At 60.9% G+C, this 21,984-nt stretch carries 19 protein-coding genes; all 19 read left to right on the forward strand.

Annotated features, from left to right (window positions below; genetic code table 11):
• Positions 1 to 263: 263 nt before the first annotated feature.
• Entirely contained in the window at positions 264 to 1,109 is an 846-nt protein-coding gene (locus IPI01_10730) for a flagellin (protein ID MBK7258251.1), read from the forward strand.
• 105 nt (positions 1,110 to 1,214) lie between these two features.
• Positions 1,215 to 1,592 (forward strand): flagellar biosynthesis regulator FlaF, encoded by a 378-nt coding sequence (gene flaF / locus IPI01_10735; protein ID MBK7258252.1) that lies wholly within the window; start codon positions 1,215 to 1,217, stop codon positions 1,590 to 1,592.
• A gap of 25 nt (positions 1,593 to 1,617) precedes the next feature.
• Positions 1,618 to 1,896 (forward strand): hypothetical protein, encoded by a 279-nt coding sequence (locus IPI01_10740; GenBank protein MBK7258253.1) that lies wholly within the window; start codon positions 1,618 to 1,620, stop codon positions 1,894 to 1,896.
• A 176-nt stretch (positions 1,897 to 2,072) separates the two neighbouring features.
• Positions 2,073 to 2,918 (forward strand): flagellin, encoded by an 846-nt coding sequence (locus IPI01_10745; protein ID MBK7258254.1) that lies wholly within the window; start codon positions 2,073 to 2,075, stop codon positions 2,916 to 2,918.
• A gap of 211 nt (positions 2,919 to 3,129) precedes the next feature.
• Positions 3,130 to 3,798: a hypothetical protein gene (locus IPI01_10750; GenBank protein ID MBK7258255.1), complete on the forward strand. Its 669-nt coding sequence runs from the start codon at positions 3,130 to 3,132 to the stop codon at positions 3,796 to 3,798.
• Between the two features lie 6 nt (positions 3,799 to 3,804).
• Positions 3,805 to 4,218 (forward strand): flagellar biosynthesis repressor FlbT, encoded by a 414-nt coding sequence (locus IPI01_10755; GenBank protein ID MBK7258256.1) that lies wholly within the window; start codon positions 3,805 to 3,807, stop codon positions 4,216 to 4,218.
• Positions 4,187 to 4,570, forward strand: a complete 384-nt coding sequence (gene flaF, locus IPI01_10760; GenBank protein ID MBK7258257.1) for a flagellar biosynthesis regulator FlaF — start codon at positions 4,187 to 4,189, stop codon at positions 4,568 to 4,570. The genes IPI01_10755 and flaF (IPI01_10760) overlap by 32 nt, the downstream gene beginning before the upstream one ends.
• A gap of 18 nt (positions 4,571 to 4,588) precedes the next feature.
• Entirely contained in the window at positions 4,589 to 4,888 is a 300-nt protein-coding gene (locus tag IPI01_10765; GenBank protein MBK7258258.1) for a hypothetical protein, read from the forward strand.
• A gap of 229 nt (positions 4,889 to 5,117) precedes the next feature.
• Entirely contained in the window at positions 5,118 to 5,795 is a 678-nt protein-coding gene (locus IPI01_10770) for a response regulator transcription factor (protein MBK7258259.1), read from the forward strand.
• A gap of 207 nt (positions 5,796 to 6,002) precedes the next feature.
• A complete protein-coding gene (locus IPI01_10775) occupies positions 6,003 to 7,619 on the forward strand; it encodes a response regulator (protein MBK7258260.1) in 1,617 nt (538 codons plus the stop codon).
• 15 nt (positions 7,620 to 7,634) lie between these two features.
• Positions 7,635 to 9,050 (forward strand): sigma-54-dependent Fis family transcriptional regulator, encoded by a 1,416-nt coding sequence (locus tag IPI01_10780; GenBank protein ID MBK7258261.1) that lies wholly within the window; start codon positions 7,635 to 7,637, stop codon positions 9,048 to 9,050.
• Between the two features lie 2 nt (positions 9,051 to 9,052).
• Positions 9,053 to 11,644: a PAS domain S-box protein gene (locus tag IPI01_10785; GenBank protein ID MBK7258262.1), complete on the forward strand. Its 2,592-nt coding sequence runs from the start codon at positions 9,053 to 9,055 to the stop codon at positions 11,642 to 11,644.
• A gap of 9 nt (positions 11,645 to 11,653) precedes the next feature.
• Complete coding sequence (locus IPI01_10790) at positions 11,654 to 12,532, forward strand: response regulator (GenBank protein MBK7258263.1); 879 nt, start codon at positions 11,654 to 11,656, stop codon at positions 12,530 to 12,532.
• Positions 12,514 to 12,726 (forward strand): hypothetical protein, encoded by a 213-nt coding sequence (locus tag IPI01_10795; GenBank protein ID MBK7258264.1) that lies wholly within the window; start codon positions 12,514 to 12,516, stop codon positions 12,724 to 12,726. The genes IPI01_10790 and IPI01_10795 overlap by 19 nt, the downstream gene beginning before the upstream one ends.
• On the forward strand, positions 12,702 to 13,994 hold the full coding sequence (locus IPI01_10800) for an MASE1 domain-containing protein (GenBank protein ID MBK7258265.1): 1,293 nt from the start codon (positions 12,702 to 12,704) through the stop codon (positions 13,992 to 13,994). The genes IPI01_10795 and IPI01_10800 overlap by 25 nt, the downstream gene beginning before the upstream one ends.
• A gap of 4 nt (positions 13,995 to 13,998) precedes the next feature.
• Complete coding sequence (locus IPI01_10805; protein ID MBK7258266.1) at positions 13,999 to 16,647, forward strand: PAS domain S-box protein; 2,649 nt, start codon at positions 13,999 to 14,001, stop codon at positions 16,645 to 16,647.
• Positions 16,648 to 16,661: 14 nt separating this feature from the next.
• Positions 16,662 to 18,887 (forward strand): PAS domain S-box protein, encoded by a 2,226-nt coding sequence (locus IPI01_10810; protein ID MBK7258267.1) that lies wholly within the window; start codon positions 16,662 to 16,664, stop codon positions 18,885 to 18,887.
• Positions 18,884 to 20,836 (forward strand): response regulator, encoded by a 1,953-nt coding sequence (locus IPI01_10815; GenBank protein MBK7258268.1) that lies wholly within the window; start codon positions 18,884 to 18,886, stop codon positions 20,834 to 20,836. Before IPI01_10810 ends, IPI01_10815 begins: the two co-directional genes overlap by 4 nt.
• Before the next feature lie 206 nt (positions 20,837 to 21,042).
• Positions 21,043 to 21,438, forward strand: coding sequence for a response regulator (locus IPI01_10820; GenBank protein MBK7258269.1), 396 nt, complete (start codon positions 21,043 to 21,045; stop codon positions 21,436 to 21,438).
• Positions 21,439 to 21,984: the final 546 nt, after the last annotated feature.

A 21,984-nucleotide genomic window follows, 5' to 3' on the forward strand; every position in this document is an offset into this window, starting at 1 on the left:
GGTGGGTTGCCGTCGTGTGGTGCCGGCACGAAAAAAGTGGTGTGTCTCCCCTAAAGTCTTCCGCTGATCATCCGATACTGTCGTTGCGTACCCCCGTCCCATCGTCCGCCCTGCACGCCGAAAAATTCTCCCTGACGCTCTAAAGTCCTCCAGCAACCTACCGATAATATTCTCAGAAGGTGAATCGAGACAAGAAGTTACAGAAGACACCACCACTTGTAGATCCAAACATCAACCACCACCCAGAAAGGGGGCAGTAGAACATGGCACAGCAGATATCCCTCACCTCCGCGATGCGCGCGAACCTGCTCAGTCTGCAGAATACGGTTTCGTTGCTCAATCGCACCCAGGACCGGCTTTCGTCCGGGAAGAAGGTCAACAGTGCTCTGGACAGTCCGACCAACTACTTCGCGGCCAAGGCGCACATGAATCGTGCGAACGACATCTCCGGCCGGAAGGACAGCATGGGCGAAGCGATCCAGACGGTGAAGACCGCGAGCAGTGGCATCGAGTCGATCAACACCCTGATCGAATCGGCGAAAGGTATCGCGCAGGCCGCACTGGCCACGAGCGACACCACGCAGCGTGCGCAGTATGTGACGCAGTACAATGCGGTGATCAGCCAGATCAACACGATGGCCAGCGACTCCGGGTATCGTGGAACGAACCTCCTTGTGGCGAACACTCTCGGTGTGAAGTTCAATGAGGATGGTGCGAGCTCGCTGAGTATCGAAGGCTTCAAGGCGACGGCCACGGGCTTGACGGTCGGTATCGTGGGCCAGGCAACCGGTGGCATCACGGCATCCTGGTCGGACACCACCAACGGTGTCGGGTCGATCAACTCGGCACTGACGCAGCTGTCGGATGCCCTGAGCACCCTGCGCGTGAAGGCTTCAGCGCTGTCATCCAGCCTGAGCATCGTGCAGACCCGTGCGGACTGGGCGGATCAGATGATCGCGACCCTGAACGCCGGTGCCAACTCGCTGACCGAAGCGGACATGAACGAAGAAGGCGCGAACATGCTGATGCTGCAGACCCGGCAGTCCCTGGGTACCACGGCCCTCAGTCTGTCGGCCCAGAACGCTCAGTCGGTGCTCCGCCTGTTCTAGACGTACGCAGCGGCGCGGGAGGGAGGCGGCTCGCCTCCCTCCCGGTCGCACAGGTACTGAAGTGAAGTCGTCCTTACGAGAACGTTCAGCAAAGGATACCAGGTCATGCACGCGAGTCAGGCAGAGGTCTACAGTCGGAATCAGGTTGCAGCACTCGGAGATCGGGAGGCGGAAGCGGCGGTGCTGATGAAGGCGGCAGCCTTGATGAAGCATGTGCAAACACACTGGGCGGCCCCGGATCGTGACAGGAGTCTGGAGAAGGCGTTGCGGTACAATCAGCGTTTGTGGACCTTCTTTCAGGTCGCGTTGCTGGACGAGAAGAATCCGTTGCCGCAGGGGATCAAAGAGAACGTTCTCCGTCTGAGTGCATTCATTGACCGGCGGATCTTTGACACTCTGGCATTTCCGGCACCCGAAAAGCTGGACATCCTTATCAATATCAACACGAACATTGCGGCCGGCCTGAAGGGGTCTGCGCAGTAAACGACTGAATCCAGGAGTGTGGGTCATGACGATCTCGACCATCATCAGCAATGCGGCTTCGGTCAGCTCCCTCCGGGGCAACCGGGCAGGGGAAGAGCGGCGCGGAGCGGTGGCAGCAGAAGAGCCGACGAAGGACCGTGTGAGTGTTTCCGGCCGTGCGCGGGCCCTGCATTCTGCGGATGAGACGCGCAAGCTGGACGTGATCCGGGAGCGGGTCCGTCGTGGGTACTATCTGGATGGCTATGTGACGGAGCAGGTGGTTGACAGTGTAGCGCGGGAGATCGAAGCCGCCATGGGCAGGTAACAAGAGCGTTCCCCTCCGAAATACCCCATAAGTCGTTATCCTACAACGACTTAAAATAAATCTAAAATAACTTTTCATTTCGGCTAAAGATTTGACATCCCCGGCCGATAATAGGGTTAGGTACAGCCTCAGAAGAGGCTGCCATTTCCACACACACCCTAGAAAGGGGATCATCAATGGCACAGAGCATTTCGTTGACGGGCGCGATGCGGGCTAACCTGCTTAGCTTGCAGAACACGGTCAGCCTCATGAACCGCACCCAGGATCGTCTGTCCACCGGTAAAAAGGTGAACAGCGCACTGGACAGCCCGACCAACTACTTTGCGGCCAAGGCGCACCTCAATCGCGCCAACGATATCACTGCACGCAAGGATAGCATGAACGAAGCTATCCAGACGGTGAAGACCGCGAGCAGCGGTATCGAGTCGATCAACACGTTGATCGAATCGGCGAAAGGTATTGCTCAGGCCGCATTGGCCACGAGCGACACCACGCAGCGTGCGCAGTACGTCACGCAGTACAACTCGGTGATCAGCCAGATCAACACGATGGCCAGCGATTCCGGTTATCGCGGCACGAACCTCCTTGTGAGCAACACGATGACCGTGAAGTTCAACGAGGACGGTGCGAGCTCGCTGAGCATCGAAGGATTCAAGGCGACGGCCACGGGTCTGACGGTTGGTATCGTTGGCCAGGCGACGGGTGGTATCACCGCATCCTGGTCCGATTCGACCAGCGGCACCCTGTCCATCAACTCCGCTCTTACCCAGCTCTCCAGCGCTCTGGATACCCTGCGCGTGAAGGCATCGGCCCTGTCGTCGAGCCTCAGCGTGGTGCAGACGCGTGCTGACTGGGCGGATACGATGGTAGCCACGCTCAATGGCGGCGCCAACGCTCTGACGGAAGCCGACATGAACGAAGAGGGTGCGAACATGCTGATGCTGCAGACCCGGCAGTCGCTGGGTACCACAGCATTGAGCCTGTCGGCGCAGAACGCCCAGTCCGTGCTGCGGCTCTTCTAACCCGGATAACGACAAGGAATGCCAGAGAGGGAGGAGGGAATGATCCCTCCTCCCATTCACTGGCAACGAGGTGACCATGTCAATCAACACTATCGGGTTCGATCCCGCCCCCCAGGGCGTGAACCGCTCCCAGGATAGGCTTGATAGACTTGCCTCTCAAGCGGGATCCGCGGCACAGTCTGGAGGAGTTACGTCTGAGAAGGCCGGTCAGTTGACCATTGCGCGTACAGCGCCGGAGTATCAGCGGTTGACGGCGTTGCACGAGCGGTCGAACGCAGTTGCTGCCACCATCAGGACGATGGATCAGGCCATGGAGGCCGCTGGCACAACGATCGATGCTATGAAGAAGGAGCTGGAGGTCGTCTCGAAGACGTACCCTCCGTTCCCTCCGGGTAGCGAAGAGCGCGCTCGGCGTCTGCGGAGTTATGCTGCTCTGCGGACGATGATCGATAAACTGACCATCCCTCCGGAAGAAGACGCACGGACGCTCTCGGACCAGGAACGGACGTCGGTTCAGGTCGGTATGGATGAATGGACGGTCGCGATCGGGCCGAATGGAATCGCCAGGACGGTACAGACGGAACAAGTGCAAACGGGTCCTCTGGGGCTACGTCTGCCGGAACTTACACCGCCGGAAAATGTTAGTGATAAGGACATCGCCAGTGCTGTGCAGCAATTGGATGATGCCTCGACCACTCTTCTTTCCCGGCGTGTGCGCCTTCGGGAACAAAGCTATGAAGCACCCGGTTCTACGTTCGACCGGGGCATGACGGAGGCGGCGGCTGAGGGGAACAGCGGAATGGCACGGCGGATGCTCGCCGATCAGACTGTTGGTCTCTCCGGCAGCGGCACAGCGCAGCTCGAGCAATTACTGGGATAAAGGATCATGGCTCTGAAGTTGTCTTTGAAAGCCAGTGAACGGGTCATTGCCGGTGGCGCGGTCTTGCGCAACGCCACCGGCAAGACCATTGAACTGATGGTCGAAAATGAGGTCCCGCTCCTCCGTGAAAAGGAGATCCTGAGCGAGGCCAAGGCCGATACGCCGTGCAAGCGGGTGTATTTTGTCATCCAGCTGATGTATATTGATGGCAATAACCTGCCGAAGTACCAGGAGCTGTACTGGGACCTCGCACGCGATATCATCAATGCCGCACCCAGCACGACCGGGATGTTCAAGACCATCAGCGAAGCGATCTACAATGGCAAGTACTACCAGGCGCTGAAAGAGACCCGGAAGTTGATGCAGTACGAAGAAAAGGCAATGTCGCATGCGATCAGGTCAGGCAGAAGCGTACAATAAGGCACAGTGCGCATCGATGACGGACCGCGAACGTGAGGCGGCGGTCCTCATGAAGGCAGCAGCACTCCTGCGCCATGCCCAGATGCAATGGGCGACCGCGCAGCGGGAGAAGCTCCTTGATGAAGCTCTGCGGTTCAACCAGCGCATCTGGACATTCTTCCAGGTGTCGTTGTCGGACCAGGAGAACCGGTTGCCGGACGAGATCAAAGCCCAGGTGCTGACGCTCAGCGCGTACGTGGACCGGCGGATCTTTGAGGTCATGGCGTTCCCGGAAGCGGACAAGCTGTCGGTACTCATTGCCATCAATACCAATCTCGCAGCCGGGCTCAAGGGGTCGGCTGCGTCATCGTGACCCGAAAGGTCGGGACGTATGGCTATCCAGGAAATACTGAACACGGCGGGCGCGGTCGACCCGGTGAAGGGTGGCAACCGCTCTGGTACCAGCTCGAAGGCACCGATCCGCGCCAAAGAAAAGACCGATTCCGATGAACGGTCCGATCGCATCGAACTCTCAGATGAGGCCCGCGCCATGTACGAGTCTCAGCAGTCCAGCCGCTTCGAGGCCATCCGCGAAAGGATCCGCGACGGATTCTATTTCCAGAAAGATGTGACGGAAAAGGTGGTGGATGCCATGCTGAAGGATATCAAGAAGGGGCCCGCTGAATCCTGATGCCCGACGGGGACCTCCCGTCCCCGTCTCTCCGGCCCGAACCCGGACCTTCGTGCCCTGCCCATGCACCGGTCTTCGCGGCCCGTCTTCACGCCAGCCACCTCCGGCGTGTGTCGATACCCCCACCGTGGGATTGACACTCGACTTTCAATAGCGTACATTCTTCCACCCCGGATAATTGTCCATTCTCCATTATCCACTATCCATTATCTATCATTCAATCTCCGCAGTGAAAAACAGGCCAATCGGTGTCCTTGTAGCCGACGACCACACGATCGTGCGGCGGGGCCTCGTCTCGCTCCTTTCGCTTGATGAAGGGATCGAGGTCGTTGGAGAGGCTACGGACGGACGCATTGCGGTGGAACGGGCGATGGAACTCGATCCCGATGTCGTCCTCATGGACATCAGCATGCCGGAGCTGAACGGCCTGGAAGCCACACGGCTGGTCAAAAAACAGATGCCCCATATCAAGGTTCTCGTCCTTTCGGCCCACGACAAGGATGAGTATATCCTCCAGGTCGTGCGGTCGGGTGCCAACGGCTACCTCCTCAAGAATACTTCTGCTGAAGACCTCTACGCGGCGATCAGGGCGGTTCATGCCGGCCATGCCTTTTTCAGCCCTTCCGTGTCCAAGGTCATTCTTGATTCGTACATGGTCGGGGGAAAGAACGACCCTGCAACTGAGGGAGAGAGCCACCCGGCGCACAGATTGACTCCCCGGGAGCGGGAGATCCTCCAGCTCATCGCTGAAGGGAAAACCCACCAGGAAGCTGCCAACGTCCTCCATATTAGTGTCCGGACCGTTGATACCCACTGTGTGAATATCATGAAAAAGCTTGATATCCACGAGAGTGCGGGGCTTGTCCGGTATGCGATCACCAATGGTATCGTGATTCTTCCGCAGTAGTCGTTCTTCCGCCATCTGCCCTTCCTTTAGCCAGAAACAGCGTCTTTTCGCCACATGCTTCGATTTCCATGCCGGGATTTGGCCAACTACGTCCCCGGGATGCGCGGAAATACGTTGATATGCGTATTGCAACCAATTGGCCAATATTGGTACCTTGGTTACGATTCTCCCAGCTGATTTCTTTTGACCATTCAGAACGATCTGTCTATGACGATTCCATCTGAACACTCTTCGCGTACACCGAGCGATAGCCAGACCCTGAAGGTGCTGCTGGTCGATGATATTCAGGAGAACCTGGAACTCCTCGAAGATGTGCTGTCGGAGAACGGGTACCGCCCCATCATGGCCCGCAACGGGGTGGAGGCGCTGCACCTTCTCAAGGCGGAACCCTTCCACATGATCGTGGCTGATGCCATGATGCCAAAGATGGATGGGTTCCAGCTGTGCAAGGAGGTGAGGACATTGCCCGCGTGCGGGACCCTTCCTTTCATCATCTACACCGGCAACTATGTGGATGCAGGCGACCAGGAGTTTGCCCGGAGCATCGGGGTCGACCGGTACGTGGTCAAGTACGCGGGGCTTGGTGCGCTGGTACAGGCGATCAACGAGCTTGCCCAGCAGCACTATGGCCGTGTTCCTGACGAGCCGGCCCCTGCCATGGAGCAGCTCGATGACCAGGAGTTCCTGGAAAAGCACCGCGCGATCGTCATCAAGAAGCTCGAAGAGAAGATGGCGGAACTGGAGATGTACGCGGACACGCTGATCAAGAAGAACCGTGAGATCCAGGCTTCGGAGGACCGGTACCGGACCCTCTTCGACCATGCAAGCATCGCGATCTTCGTTGTCGACCGTGAGACGGGCCGGGTGGTGGACGTCAACCGCGCCGGGCTGGAGTTGCTCGGCTACGAACGCGAGGAGCTCTTTGCCATGGCGCATCTTCCGTTCGCCGCCGGTGAGTTCACCTCCACGATGCTCGACACGATGCACTTCGCTTCAGGCGAGACCACGATCACACGGAAGGGCGGCGAATCGGTCCAGGTGGATATCGGCGTCGGCCCTGTGACGCGGCCGCAGGACACGCGTGTCCTGCTGTATGTGCGCGACATCAGTGAACAGAAGAAGATGCGCGAGCAGCTCATCCAGGCGGACAAGATGACCCTGATGGGAAGGCTTGCCGCCGGCATCGCGCATGAGATCCGCAATCCTCTGTCCGCCATCGCGCTCAACCTCCAGTACCTGGTCTTCAAGACCCAGACACACACCGAGTTGTGCGACCCTCTCAAGGACGCGCTGGAAGGGACCCGGAGGATCGAGGCGGTGATCGAGAATACCTTGAACCTTGCACGCGTCACGCCGCCCGTTCTCAAGGAAGAAGAGATCAATGACCTGGCGCGGCAGGTGCTCGGGTTCATCAAGATCTCGGTGCAGCAGAAGGATATCCATTTCGCGACGCATCTGGCGGATGGCCTGCCGCCGGTGATGATCGATGCGAAGCAGATGCAGCAGGTCGTCCTGAACGTTGTCCAGAATGCCATCGACGCTTCACCGGATGGTGCAACGGTCGAGCTGACCACCACCAGGACCTCCGGCGAGCCCGGGAGCTGCGGGATGGTGGAGCTGGCCGTACGCGACCTCGGACCCGGTATCTCTGCGGAACAGCGCAAACACCTCTTCGAACAATTCTATACGACCAAATCCGGTGGCACAGGCCTCGGCCTTTCGATCTCGAAGCAGATCATCGAGAAACACAAAGGAGAGATCCGGGTCGATCCGGCCGAAGGTGGCGGCACCATCGTTCGCATTTCGTTACCAACTCACAGCTAAGAAAAGGACTTCGCCATGGCGAAAGCGCGGATACTGGTGGCTGATGATGAACCCATCCTCGGGAACACCCTGAAGAAGATCCTGGGTGAACTCGGATACGTCGTGGCGCTGTGCGACCGCGGGGAGGCGTTCTTTCAGTTCCTGGACGACCAGAAACCAGACATCGTGCTGTTGGATATCTACCTCGGGAGTGTGAACGGTATTCAGCTCCTGAACCGGATGCGGCAGGAGGGGTGGCAGACCCCGGTGATCATGATGACCGCCCACTCGGATGTGTCGCTGGCGGTACGGGCGATGAAGGAGGGCGCCGCGGATTTCGTTGTGAAACCGTTCGACCTGAACCACCTGGGCGTGCTGATCGACAAGAACCTCGATCATGCGCGGCTGCAGACCCAGGTGAAGCTGCTCCAGGAGGAACTGGAGGGCGAGCGTTCACGGTCCGGCATCATCGGGAAGAGCATCGCGCTCCGCCGCGCACTGGAGACCGCCGAGAAGCTGGCGCAGGGCGAGAATACGACCGTGTTGATCGAAGGGGAGAGCGGCACCGGCAAGGAGCTCATGGCCCGGTTCGTTCACCAGCAGAGTTCGCGGCGAGAGAAGCCGTTCGTGACCCTCAACTGCGGGGCGATCCCGAAGGAGCTGGCCGAGAGCGAATTCTTCGGCTATGAAAAAGGAGCGTTCACCGGCGCCACGGAAAAGATGAAGCAGGGGAAATTCGAACTCGCCGATGGCGGGACGATCCTGCTCGATGAGATCCGGGAGCTGTCGTTGGATATGCAGGTGAAGCTTCTGCGTGTGCTCGAGGAGAAGCGCTTCTACCGGCTGGGCGGCACAAAGGAGATCAGTGTCGATGTCCGTGTGATCGCGGCATCGAATAAGGAACTGGCCCGGGAGGTGGAAGAAGGGCGGTTCCGTGAGGACCTGTTTTATCGGCTCAACGTCGCATCGGTTCGCATCCCGCCGTTGCGGAATCGCAAAGAGGACATCGGTGAACTGGCGAAGGCCTTCCTTGCCGAGTTCTGCCGGCGCTTCACCCGTCCGGTTCCCGCCATCACACCCGAGGCGCTGCAGTGGCTCGAGCAACTCACGTGGAAGGGGAACGTCCGGGAATTGCGCAACGCGATGGAGCGTGTGGTGCTGCTGAACAACGTTCCGGCGCTCACCGCCGAACATTTCAGTTTCCTCCGTGCCAGCGGCACATCGGCCGCGGCGTCCTCCACGAACGGGAAGGCGTTCGTCCTCGAGATCCCGCCGCAGGGGATCCGCATGAACGACGTGATGAAGGACCTGATCCTCAAGACCCTGGACATCGTCGGTGGCAACCAGGTCCAGGCAGCAAAGGTCCTCGGATTGACGCGGTCCAAATTGCGGTACAGAATGGAACAACTCGGCATACGGCCTGAACAGAGGACCTACAGGACGAGCGTCTGATCATGCCCCTGCGCCGGAAGAAGGGAGGGGGACGCCCCGCGCGGAAGGGGGCCCGACCCCGGACAACGATCGGGGAGGGGCAGCACTTTGCCGCGCACATTCCCGGCCTCACGTTCGTTCTCGATGGGGCGGGAGCGCTTGTCGGCGCGAACGACCTGGCGCTGTCGTTCACCGGAACCACGGTCCGGCAATCCCGCGGCCGGCTCTGGCACCGCCTCATTCACACCGATGACCGGCCCGCCGCCGTCCGCGCGATCGATGCGGCCGTCCTGGCCCGGCAGCATTTCCAGATCGAATGCCGGGTGCGCACCGCGAACGATGATCACCGCTGGTGTACACTTGCTGCCCGCCGCCGTCAGATCTCACCCCGCAAGGCCGAGTACATCCTTCTGATCAACGACATCACCCCACGCCACACGGCGGAGGGGATCGCCGGCCGCGCATCCTCACGGCTTCAATCCATCATCGGCACGCTCGAAGAAGTGTGCATTGGCATCGGGTCCGACGCCGAGGTCGTTTTCTGGAACACTGCTGCCGAGCGCCACACCGGTCTACCGGCCACGGAGACGATCGGCAGGGCTATCGATACCTTCCTGACGGAAGAGAGTCTTGGCAGGATACGGGTGCTGTTGCGCCGCATCCGCACCACCCTCGGGGGGCCGGCCACCGACGAACTCGTCTTCTCCGCGCAACCGCTCCGTCCGTTGCGCTGCAGGGTCGTGGTGTCCGGCGATACAACGATCTTCGTCGCGATGCCGCAGGAACAGATGATCCACCGGTCTTCGGGTGACGGACATCTGCGGCTCCCGACCGGCGACGAATACCTGCACTCCCTCCTGGAGTGCACGGAAGACATCATCATCATGCAGGACATCGAAGGGCGGTACCTGTATTACAATGGCCCCTTCCGGTTCGGTGTCCGCATGGAGCAGCTGCAGGGAAAGCTCCCGGAGGAGGTCCACGAATCCGGCTTTGCCCGGCAGATCCGCGACCGTATCCAGCGGGTGGTCGATACCGGGCAGGGCTTCACGGACGAGACCAGGATGATGTGGGATGGGCAACTCTTCTGGTTCCTGGACCAGGTGTCGCCCATGAAGGATGCCTCGGGGAACGTGTCCGCGGTCGTCACCATTTCCCGGAACATCACCGAGAGGAAGAAGGCCGAAGAGTGGCTGCGCGAAAGCGAGGAACGGTACCGCACCTTCGTCGAGAATAGTTCGGAGGGCATCTGGCGCATTGAAATGCTGGAACCGATCCCCGTGGATCTGCCGCCTGCGAAGCAACTGGAGCTGCTCTTTGAACGCAGCTATTTCGCGGAATGCAATCTGCCGTTCGCGCGCCTCTGCGGGTGTGAGCACCCGCGGGAACTCATCGGGACCACGCTGACGCGTCTCTTCACCGATACCCGGGTCGAGGACCGTCGCACCGTTGAAGAGTTCGTCATCTCCGGCTACCGCCTGACCGCCTTTGAATCCGTGCTCATGCCTCCGTCCGGACCGGTCCGCGAAGTGCTGCATAGTGTCACCGGCACGGTCGAGGCGGGAAGGCTTGTGCGTGTCTGGGGGAGTGTCAGCGATATCACCGAACGCAAGGAAGCGGAGAGGAGGCTGCGTCTCCTCGCGCATACCATCACGAGCGCCCGCGATTGTGTGACGATCACCGATCTGGAAGACAGGGTGCTGTTCGTGAACGATGCATTCCTTGAGACCTACGGGTACCGCGAGGAAGAGATCCTCGGACAGGACATCGCGATGGTGCGGAGCGGTGCATCGGCGGCCGTGGAGATGAATGAGATCCGCAACGGGACGCTGAACGGTTCGTGGTATGGCGAGGTGCTGAACCACAGGGCGGATGGGTCGATCTTCCCGGTGGAGCTCTGGACCTCCATCGTGCGCAACGACGACAACGAGCCGGTGGCAATGGTCGGTGTGGCGCGGGATATCACGGCGCGCAAGCGTGCCGACGAGGCGCTCAGGAATTCGCTCCGGGAAAAGGAGGTCCTCCTGAAGGAGATCCACCACCGTGTCAAGAATAACCTCCAGGTGATCTCCAGTCTCCTCAGCCTTCAGTCCGAATACCTGAAGGACGAGGCGATGATCAAGATCTTCAAAGAGAGCCAGAACCGTGTGAAATCCATGGCTCTCATCCATGAGAAACTGTATCAGTCGGCGAACCTCGCAGAGATCGATTTCTCCGACTATTTGCGGGAACTCACGACCCAGCTCTTCCGTTCGTACGGGATCGGGGCGCACGGGGTGTCGCTCAACGTCCATGCGTCGCAGGTCCTCCTTGCCGTTGACCGTGCGATCCCGTGCGGGATCATCGTCAACGAATTGGTCACCAACGCGTTGAAATACGCTTTCCCTGAGGGCCGGGGAGGGCGCATCGATATCGACCTGCATCCCGTCAGCGATGACATGGTGCGGCTTGCGGTGCGGGACAATGGGGTGGGGTTCCCCGCGGATGTGGACTTCGAGACGTCGGACAGCCTCGGGCTTACGCTCGTGCGCATGCTTGCGGATCAGGTGCAGGGTGAAGTGGCGCTGCAGCCGGCCGAGCGGGGGGCAGAATTCATCATGACATTCCGGAAATAGCGAGGCGGTATGGGCAGTACAAACATCATGGTGGTTGAGGACGAACTCATCGTTGCGGAGGATCTGACGCGTTGGCTCATGACGCTCGGGTACACGATCGCGGCGCGGGCGGCCGCTGGCCGTGAGGCCGTGCAACGGTGCGAAGCCACGCGGCCGGATCTGGTCCTGATGGACATCCTCCTGCCGGGCGATATGGATGGCATTCAGGCGGCGGAGGAGATCCGGCGGCGGTTCGACATTCCGGTCGTCTTCATCACCGCATCGTCGGACGAAGCCACGCTGGCGCGCGCCAAAGTCTCCGAGCCCTTCGGATACATCCTGAAGCCCTTCGATGAACGCGGACTCTATTCGACGATCGAGATGGCGCTGTACAAGCACCAGTCGGAGAAGCGCATGCGGGAGAGCGAGGAACGCTTCCGCCTGATGTTCGAGAACGCGCCGATCCCGTTCCACGCCCTCGATGCTGATGGACACATCCTCCGTGTCAATAAGGCCTGGCTGGAGTTGTTCGGTCATGCCCAGGACGAGGTGATCGGCCGGTGGTTCGGAGAATTCCTCTCTTCGGGAAGTATCGACCGGTTCGTTTCGACCTTCACGCGGTTCAAGAGTTCGCCTGTCCTGGAGACCGTGATGCTTGAGATCGTTCTCAAGGATGGGACACTCCGCACCGGAGCGTTCAAGGGAAGCATCGCTGTGGATCAGCGGGGACGTTTCGAGATGACGCTGTGTGTCCTCGAAAGCAAGCTCCACGCCGCGGTGCAGGAATCCGCTGCGATCCCGCCTGCTGCGAGCCTGATCCTCGGCGCCGATGGCCTCGTGCTGGCGGTATCGCCTGCCTTCGAGGCGCTGACGCGTTGGGGGCGCCTGACGTGTGCGGGCGTCCGCTGAAGGACCTCTTCGGTAGACCACGTGAGGGTGAGGAGATCGTTGATCATCTCTCCACTGCGGTGTCCATGGACAGCCGGCCGTTCCATCTGCGTGGGAACGGGATCGGGCCGATCGATGTGTTGATCTCGGGTGCCGCGTATCGCGGCGCCTCCAACAGAACGGAGACCATGTGCCTCTTCATCCGGCAGCGGTGAGCGACATCTCCCTGTGGGAGGGACTCGTGGTGTCGTTGCAGCGGCGTCACCGGGTTGCTCTGCTCGTGGTGGCGATCGTGATCGCCCTGGGGGCGTACGGAAGTCTGGCGACCTCCATCTCCACACCCCGGCTTGCTCCGGTCTGGTTCCCGGCCGGCATCGCGCTGGCCTCGCTGTTGATCTTCGGCCCCCGCATCGTGCCCGCGTTATTGGCAGGCTCTCTGGTGGTGACCACCATGGCCGGCATGCCGGCGTGGGTCTCCATCATCGTCGCGGTGAGCGTCGTCCTGGAAGGATCGGTCGGCGTCTACCTCCTCCGCAACGCTTCGGATCTCCGGCCCGGACTCAGGAGGGTGAGCGACATCCTGGCGTTCCTCCTTTTTGCCGTGGGGATCGCTCCGATGGTCGGCGCGACCGCGGGAACCCTTGCTCTCTGCGGGAGCGGCGTCGTTCTGTGGCGGGATGCCGGGCATCTCTGGCGCTTCTGGTGGTTGGGCGATGCGATGGGAACACTCGTGATCGGGTCGCTCGCTCTTGCCTGGTCGCACCGGGAAGAACTCTGGCTCTCCTCCGCGCGCAAAGGAGAGGGCGTCATCATGTTCATGCTGCTGGTGTCAGGGGCGACCGTTGTGCACGCGGGGGTATTCGAGCTGGACCTTGTTGCCCCGCTGTCGTTCGTCGCATTCCCGTTCGTGATCTGGGCTGCCTTGCGGTTCGGACAGAAGGGGGCAACCGCAGCCACTGCCGTCGGTGTGGCCTTCGCCCTCTGGGGGGTGCTCCACGGCGAGGGGCCGTTCGCTGAACCGCGCTTCGCTGTCGGGCTCGTGTTCTTCTACGGGTATACCGCCTCTCTCGGGCTTACGGGCTTGCTCCTCGGTGCATCCACCACCGAGCGGAGGCGATCCGCAGAGGAACTGCGCCGGATCGGTCAGGACCTGGACATCCGGGTGAGGGAGCGAACCGCCGACCTGCAGGAAGAGCTTGTGCGGCGCCGCCGTGCCCAGGAAGAGCTCCAGGGGGCGCTCCAGAGCGTGAAGACCCTGAGTGGCCTGCTCCCGATCTGCGCCTCGTGCAAGAAGATCAGGGACGACAGCGGGTACTGGACCCAGGTCGAGCGCTATCTGACCGAGCATACGCAGGCACAGTTCAGTCATGGAATGTGTCCCGAGTGTTTCTCTCACCTGTATCCGGAGATCGCCGACAAGTACGCGCAGGACACGAACGGCCGGCGGGGACCGGACGCGTCCACTTCACCGAACGGAGCATAGCAGGATGACCCAGGCATCTATCCTTGTTGTTGAGGACGAACACATCGTCGCAAAGGATATCGCGGCGCGCCTGACCCGCCGCGGGTATTCGGTCGTTGCCATTGCATCGACCGCTGCAGAGGCCATCACGGAGGCGGGACGGCACAGGCCGAATCTGGTGCTGATGGATATCATGCTGAAGGGGGATGTCGACGGCATCACGGCGGCGGACAGGATCCGTGAGCTGTACGGCCTGCCGATCGTGTATCTGACCGCCTACGCGGACGACAACACCCTGCAGCGCGCGAAGGTCACCGACGCCTTCGGATACATCCTGAAGCCCTTTGAGGAGCGCGAACTCTCGATCACCATCGAGATGGCGCTGTACAAACATCGCATCGAGGCGCGCCTGCGCGAAAGCGAACGCTGGCTCACCACCACGCTGCGCAGCATCGGTGACGCGATCATCGCGGCGGACACTGCCGGGGCGATAACGTTCATGAACCCCATCGCGGAGCGGCTGACGGGATGGATGGTCAGGGATGCGTCCGGCCGCCAACTTGCTGATGTCTTCAAGACCGCCTTCGAACACAGTGAGGCTCATGAAGCCGGCGCCACGGTCCTGGTCAGCAGGTCCGGCTCGAAGATCCCCATCGAGGAGAGTGCCGCCCCGATCAAGGATGACCGTGGGGAGACCACCGGTATCGTTGTGGTGTTCCGCGATGTGACCGAACAGCGTGCGGCGGAAGAGGCGTTGCGCATCAGCGAAGCGCGCATGACCGGCATCATCCAGTCGGCGATGGATGCGATCGTTACCGTGACCAGCCACCACGAGATCGTGCTCTTCAATGCGGCGGCCGAGCAGATGTTCCGATGCAGCGCGGCGGCGGCCGTCGGCAAGTCCATCGGGGGGTTCATTCCGGCACGCCTGCGCGAATCCACCGTTCGCACCTTCGACGAGATCGCCCGGGTCGGAGGGGCACAGGCGCGCATCAGCGATGCGGATGCCATCACCGGCCTCCGCGCGGACGGCACAGAATTCCCGCTGGAAGTGTCCGTGTCCCAGGTGGAGGCCCGGGGTGAGCGCCTGATGACCATGGTGCTCCGCGACATCACGGAGCGGCGGAAGGCGGAACATGACCTTCGTGAGAGCGAGGAGCGGTACCGGCGGTTCTTCGAGGACGATCTCACGGGCGATTTCATCGCGAAGGTGGACGGAACGTTGCTGGATGCGAACCCGGCATTCGCACGGATCGTGGGGTTCCCGTCGGTGGTGAGTGCAATGCAATGCAACGTGCTCTCGCTCTTTTCCTCGCCCGAAGTGCGGGACTCGATCTTCGATATCCTGCGTGCCCGCGGCCGTGTGGAGGAATTCGAACTTGACCTGGTCCGTCCTGACGGCCAGTTGATCCATGTGGTCATGAACGCCATTGCCATCACGCTGGCCGACGGCAGTTTCGCCGAATTCAAGGGGTACATGTATGATATCACCGAACGGAAGAAGCTGGAGGAGCAGGTCCGGCAGTCGCACAAAATGGAGAGTATCGGTACGCTGGCGAGCGGGATCGCGCATGATTTCAACAATATCCTCAACAACGTCATCGCGTTCGTGCTCCAGATCAAGAAGCACGCGCAGGAACCCGAAAAGGTCCTGAAGTACACCGCGACCATCGAGAAGTCCGCCACGCGGGGTGCGGAGCTGTCGGCCCAACTCCTGTCCTTTGCGAGAAAGGCGAAACGCGAGAGCGTGACGGTGAATGTGGCGCAGATCATGGACGAGGTCTTCAGCCTCTGTGGCGAGACATTCCCCAGGACGATCAGTGTGACCCGTCATTGCGACGACGCCCTCCGGTCCATTCTTGGCGATCACGGGGAGGTGTACCAGGTGCTGCTGAACCTGTGTGTGAACGCGCGTGATGCGGTCACGTCTCGGAGTCAGGGTGGTGCCGGTGCGATCAGCATCGGGGCGTTCAACGGGAAGGTGGGCGAGCGGATCAGTGCCTCGATGCTCGGGGTCCCCTCCGAGAACTATGTGGAGATCCGGGTCAGCGACGACGGCATCGGCATCCCTGCGGACATCCGCGAGCGCATCTTCGATCCCTTCTTCACGACCAAGGAACGCGGTCGTGGAACGGGCCTCGGCCTCTCGGTGGTGTACAGCATCGTTCGCAATCATCACGGGACGATCGTCGTGGATAGCGAAGAGGGTGAAGGGACCACATTCCACGTCTATTTCCCCGCGGTGCCATCGGCGTCGTCCCGCCCGGTGGTTGCCACCCCATCGGCCCCGGCGCGCGGAATGAATGAGACCATCCTGATCGTCGACGATGAAGAGTCGATGCAGGAACTCGGATGCGAGTTGCTGGAGGATGAGGGGTACAAGGTCCTGATCGCCAGTACGGGACAGGAAGCGGTGGAGGTGTACCGCCGCCATCGCGACAAGATCAAGTTGGTCGTCCTCGATCTGGTGATGCCCGGGATGGATGGTGGACAGACGTATCTTGAGTTGAAGAAGATCGATCCCGAACTGAAGGCGTTCTTCTGTACCGGATACATGCCGGACCAGGTCATCTCGGCGTTGCTGGAAGAGGAGCACCTGCAGGCGATACAGAAGCCGTTCAATCCGGAGTCGTTCATCCAGCTTGTACGAGATGTCCTGGACGGGCGCCGATAATAGCGCAGGGAACCATGACGACGTTCGTGGTGATCGTGTCGATCGGCCTTCAACTGGCTGCCGCGGCATGGGCGATCCGCCTCATCCGGTACACGGGCAGGCGGGTGGCGTGGTTCCTCATTTCGTCCGCGCTTCTCCTGATGGCCCTCCGCCGTGTCATCGCACTGATCCTCCTCCTGAACAAGGGGAACACCCCGGGGGCTGACCTCAACGAGATCGTCGGACTCCTGATCTCGCTCCTGATGTTCGCCGGCGTGATCCTCATTGAGGGGTATTTCCGGCACAGCCATCAATCGGATCTTGATGTCAGGGAACGCGAGCATCTGTTCCGTCTCCTCTTTGAGAAAGGCGGCGAGGGGAATCTGCTGATCGATGGCGGTGTGTTCATCGACTGCAATGCCCGCGCGCTGGAACTTCTCGGTATGCCCTCGAAGACCGATCTCATCGGCCGGGACCCCTCCTCCATCTCCCCACCCATGCAGCCTGATGGTGAACCATCCGATCGCAAGGCGGCGGCGTTGATCGAACGGGGATTGCGTGAAGGATGTGTCCATTTCGAATGGATGCACACCCGTGCTGACGGTTCGTTGGTTCCCGTTGATGTTGTGCTGACCGCCATCCCGCTGCATGGCCGGACGATCCTCCACACGTCCTGGCGCGATATCTCGGCGCGCCGCAGGGCGGAACAGGCGCTGCAAGAGAGCCTTCAGACATCGGAAGATATCATCCGCTCGATGCCTGTCGGCATTTTCATCTATCAGCACGCACCCGCCACGGGCCGCTTCATCCTCACCGGCGGCAATGGCGAGGCCGAGAGGCTGACCGGATTCTCGCTGCCTGAAGTGCGCGGGAGGTCGTTGGACGAGCTCTGGCCCCGCTGGTATGGTCGCGAGGGGGTGCGGGAACAGGTGATGAATGTGATCCACCATGGTGCCGTGCTCCATGTGGATAGTCTGGACTATGATGACGGCACGGTGAAGGGGACCTACCGGTTGTCCCTCTTCCGTCTTCCCGGCTCACGCCTTGTCATCGCATTCGAGGATATCACCGCCCAGCGGCAGCGCGAAGAAGGCATCCGGCTCTCCGAAGAGCGGCACCGGAACCTCGTTGAGACCATGGCCCAGGGGGTCGTGTATCAGGCAAGCGACGGCCGGATCCTCTCGACCAATCCTGCCGGTGAACGGATCCTCGGCCTGACTTTCGATCAGATGATCGGCCGCACCTCTCTCGATCCTCGCTGGCGGACGGTACGTGAGGATGGCACGGACCTTGCCGGGTCTGCCCATCCGGCCATGGTGGCGCTGCGTACGGGGAAGCAGGTCCATGACTTCATGATGGGCGTGTTCAACCCATCGTTGGACGAGTATCGCTGGATCATTGTGAACGCCGTGCCGTTGTTCCGGCCGGGAGAAGACCGGCCCTATCAGGTGCACACGACGTTCACCGACATTTCAGCGCTCAAGAAGGCCGAGGAAGAGAACCGGTTGCTGAATGCTGAACTCGAGGACCGCGTGAAACAGCGGACCGCCGAACTGGAATTCACGAACCAGGAGTTGGAAGCGTTCACGTACAGCATCTCGCACGATCTGCAGGCGCCTGTGCGGGCGATCGATGGATTTTCGCGGGCGCTTGCGGACCGTTGCGGGGAGCAGCTCTCTGCGGACGGGCAGCGCTATGTCGAATTTCTGAAGGTGAGTGCGGGAAAGATGCAGGACCTCATCGGGGCACTCCTGACCCTCTCCCGTACGGGGCGGTCGCCGGTACGCATGATGCCGGTCGACCCGACGGTACTGGTCCGGGATGTACTGGAGGTCCTCCAGTCTGAACTCGAAGGCAGGGTCGTGGATTTTCAGATCGACCCATTGCCGCCCTTCCAGGGGGACCCGACGCTCATGAAGCAGGTCTATCACAATCTGCTTGCCAACGCCGTGAAGTTCACCTCACGATGCGCGCAGGCGAAGATCCATGTCGGGTGCAATGGTACGGGCCCGGCACGCGTGTACTTCGTCCGCGACAATGGCGTAGGGTTCGATCCTGCGAATGCCGAGCGGTTGTTCGGTGTGTTCCAGCGGCTTCATCGCGAGGAGGATTTCAAGGGGACGGGTGTGGGGCTTGCGATCGTGCAGCGCATCATCCGCCGCCACCGGGGGTGGATCTGGGCCGAGGCCCAGACAGGCCAGGGGGCAACATTCTACTTCCATCTTCACTCGCTTGCGGCCGGGACGGAGGTGGCCGCATGAGCGCAGCGCAGCTACGGATACTCTGTCTCGAAGACAACGCGCTGGATGCCGAGCTCATTGCCCTGAGGCTGCAGAATGACGGGGTGGAACACGTGATCGACCGTGTCGATACACGGGAGAGCTTTGAAACGGCGATCGCCACCGGGTCCTATGATCTCATCCTTGCCGACTATGCCCTCCCATCCTTCGATGGGTTGACCGCGTTGCGGATCGTCCGCGCCAGGTATCCGGATCTTCCCTTTATATTTGTCTCCGGCGCATCGGGGGAGGACATCGCGATCGAGGCGGTGAAGAGCGGCGCGACGGACTACGTATTGAAGCAGCGCCTGACGCGCCTGACGCCTGTGGCGCGCCGCGCCATCCGGGAGTTGCGGGAGCGGCAGGAGCGGCAGGAGACCGAGCGCGCACTGCAGGAGACCGAGCGCAAGCACCGCCTGATGGTGCAATACCTGAGGGACATTGCCATCGTGTTCCTCGATCCTGCCGGGCATATCGTAAGTTGGAACGCCGGGGCGGAATTGATCACGGGATATACCGAGGCGGAGATCACGGGGCAGCACGTCAGTGCGCTCATTCCGGAATCGGCCGGGGGGGGGGGAGGAGCAGCCGATTGGCTGTTCAGTGCGGGGGCCGGCGAAGAGGTTCAGGTCGAGGTGTGGCACACCCGTCCGAACGGCTCGTCCTTCTGGGCCGAGATCCTCGTGGCTTCGGTGCGGGAGGCCGGGAGCTCGGTCGAAGGATATGTGATGATCATCCGGGACGTCACCGAACGCCGCGATGCACAGGAGCGGGCACTCGTGGCGCGACGGATGGAAAGCACGGCAACGGTGATGGGTGGCATCGCCCATGAGTTCAGCAATATCCTGAACAATGTGCTCGGGTTCGCGACCCTCATCAAGAAGTACATCCATGACCACGGCCGGGTCCTGAAATACAGTCAGGCGATCGAGCAGTCGGTGCACCGTGCCGACGAGGTGACCCAACGGCTCCTGGCCTTCGCCCGCGTGGAAGAACGCTCGACGGAGCCGGTCGCGATCGGCCCCCTGATGGACGAGGTTACCGAATTGCTCCGGAGCGAGTGCCCCGACACGATCACGATCCATAAACGGTGCGAGATCTCCCTGCCGCTGATCACGGCCGCCCGTGGCGAACTCCGCCAGGCGTTGATGAATCTCGGCCTCAATGCCCGTGATGCAATCCAGGCACAGGTGTCCACCGGCGGCCGTGGCACGATCACGCTCGAGGCCATGCGCGTCCGCATCACCGAGGCCATCGCTCCCGCATTGGCGTTGCCCGTCGGCGATGAATGCATCCTCCTCCGCGTGACGGATACGGGCGTCGGGATTCGTCAGGAGATCGCCGACAGGATCTTCGATCCATTCTTCACAACGAAGGAATCCGGCCGCGGAGCGGGGCTGGGGCTTTCGATCGTCTATACGGTGATCCGTGGCCATCGCGGGATCGTGCTTGTCGACTCGTCGCCCGGACACGGCAGCGCCTTTTCCGTGTATATGCCCCTTGCTGATGCTCACCGCAAGGATGGCGTGCGCAATGGTGAGGTCGCCGTGCCACGCTCCGAGCTCATCCTGCTGGTTGACGATGAACAGGGGATGCGGGAGTTCGGCCGCGATATCCTGGCCGAACATGGCTATCGCGTCCTGACGGCGCGCGACGGCACCGAAGCACTCGCTGCGTATCAGGAGCACCATGAAGAGATCTCGCTGGTGATCCTTGACCTCATCCTCCCGGGTATGGACGGGGGCCAGACCTATCTGGCCATGAAGCATATCAACAAGAACCTCAAAGCGATGTTCTGTTCCGGGTACACATCGGACCAGCTCATTTCCTCGCTCCTCCAGGAAGAACACTTGCGCGCGGTCCGGAAGCCATTCCAGATCGATGAGTTCCTTTCCGCAGTGCGCGAGTGCCTGGATGCTCCCCGCACCTGACCGCTCATGTTTCACACACCACAGGCACGTGGCTGATATTCGGCACGCGTATCATGCCGGTGTCACTCCCTGACTCCCTCCGATGGCGAAATTGCGCCGCTTCCAGCATTTCCTGTGATCCGGCCTGCTGGCATGGGTTTTGGGTATCTCTGATATGTGAGATGGGAGGGGGGGGATATCAACAATTCGACGGGATGCCAAAGCGCATGCGGACGGTTCTCATTGTGGAAGACGATCATCTCTTCCGGAAGGCCCTGACGACGTTCCTTTCGTCGCTGGGATTCGAAACATACGGCGTGGCAACAGCAGAAGAAGCGTTGCGTGAGGCATCGTGGTCGAATGTCGACCTGGTCCTCATCGATTACTATCTGCCGGGAATGAACGGGATCGAATTGGCCAGGACCCTGCAGGCCCGCCATCTGCGGGCCAGAATGTTCCTCATGTCCGGCTATCTTCCCGAAGCCGTCCGTCAGGAAGCCCGTGCTGCAGCGATCGAACTCGTTCTGTGTAAACCGCACGACATGGCGTCGCTGCACAAGGCACTCGAACAAGCACTTGCAAGTGAGGAGCACAGCCATGCGCCGCAGCTACCGATGGCCTGAAACAACACCTCCCGAATGCTGTCCGGAGTGCGGAGAGGATGCTCTCCCCGGTGGGCCGGATCATCGTACGGATTGCCGGTTCTTCGTGTTTGAAGAAGAGCAGTGCGACGAGCCTGTGACCGTTGAGGATTGGATCAGAGCATCCACCGGTTGGCGCGACCACGACGGCTTCCGGCTGCGTCCACCCGTCGCTGCGTAGATTCTACAACCTACTGGCTTTTCCCTTTCCAGGCTTGCGTATGGGCGCATGGTTTCGCCGTTTTGCGCGTGGCATCGATTTTGGTCTTCCGAGTCGGACATGTGAACTGACATCGGAGACTGTGAAATGCTCTTGCGCACACGTGCGGCCCTGGCGGCCATCATCCTTCTTGCGGCTCCAGCACTGGCAGCCGACCAACTCCAACGCGACGGCAAGGATTCTGTAGCGCTCATCGCGACAGCATCAGCAAACCCGGCCCCGACGGCCACACCGACCACCGCCTCGTCTGCCCTTGCGCTCCATCAGCCATCAGGCTTTGCGACCTGGCCGGTGATCACCGGCACCTG

The sequence above is a fragment of the Ignavibacteriota bacterium genome (assembly GCA_016707525.1).
In the GTDB taxonomy this organism is placed as follows: Bacteria; Bacteroidota; Ignavibacteria; order UBA10030; family UBA6906; genus JAGDMK01.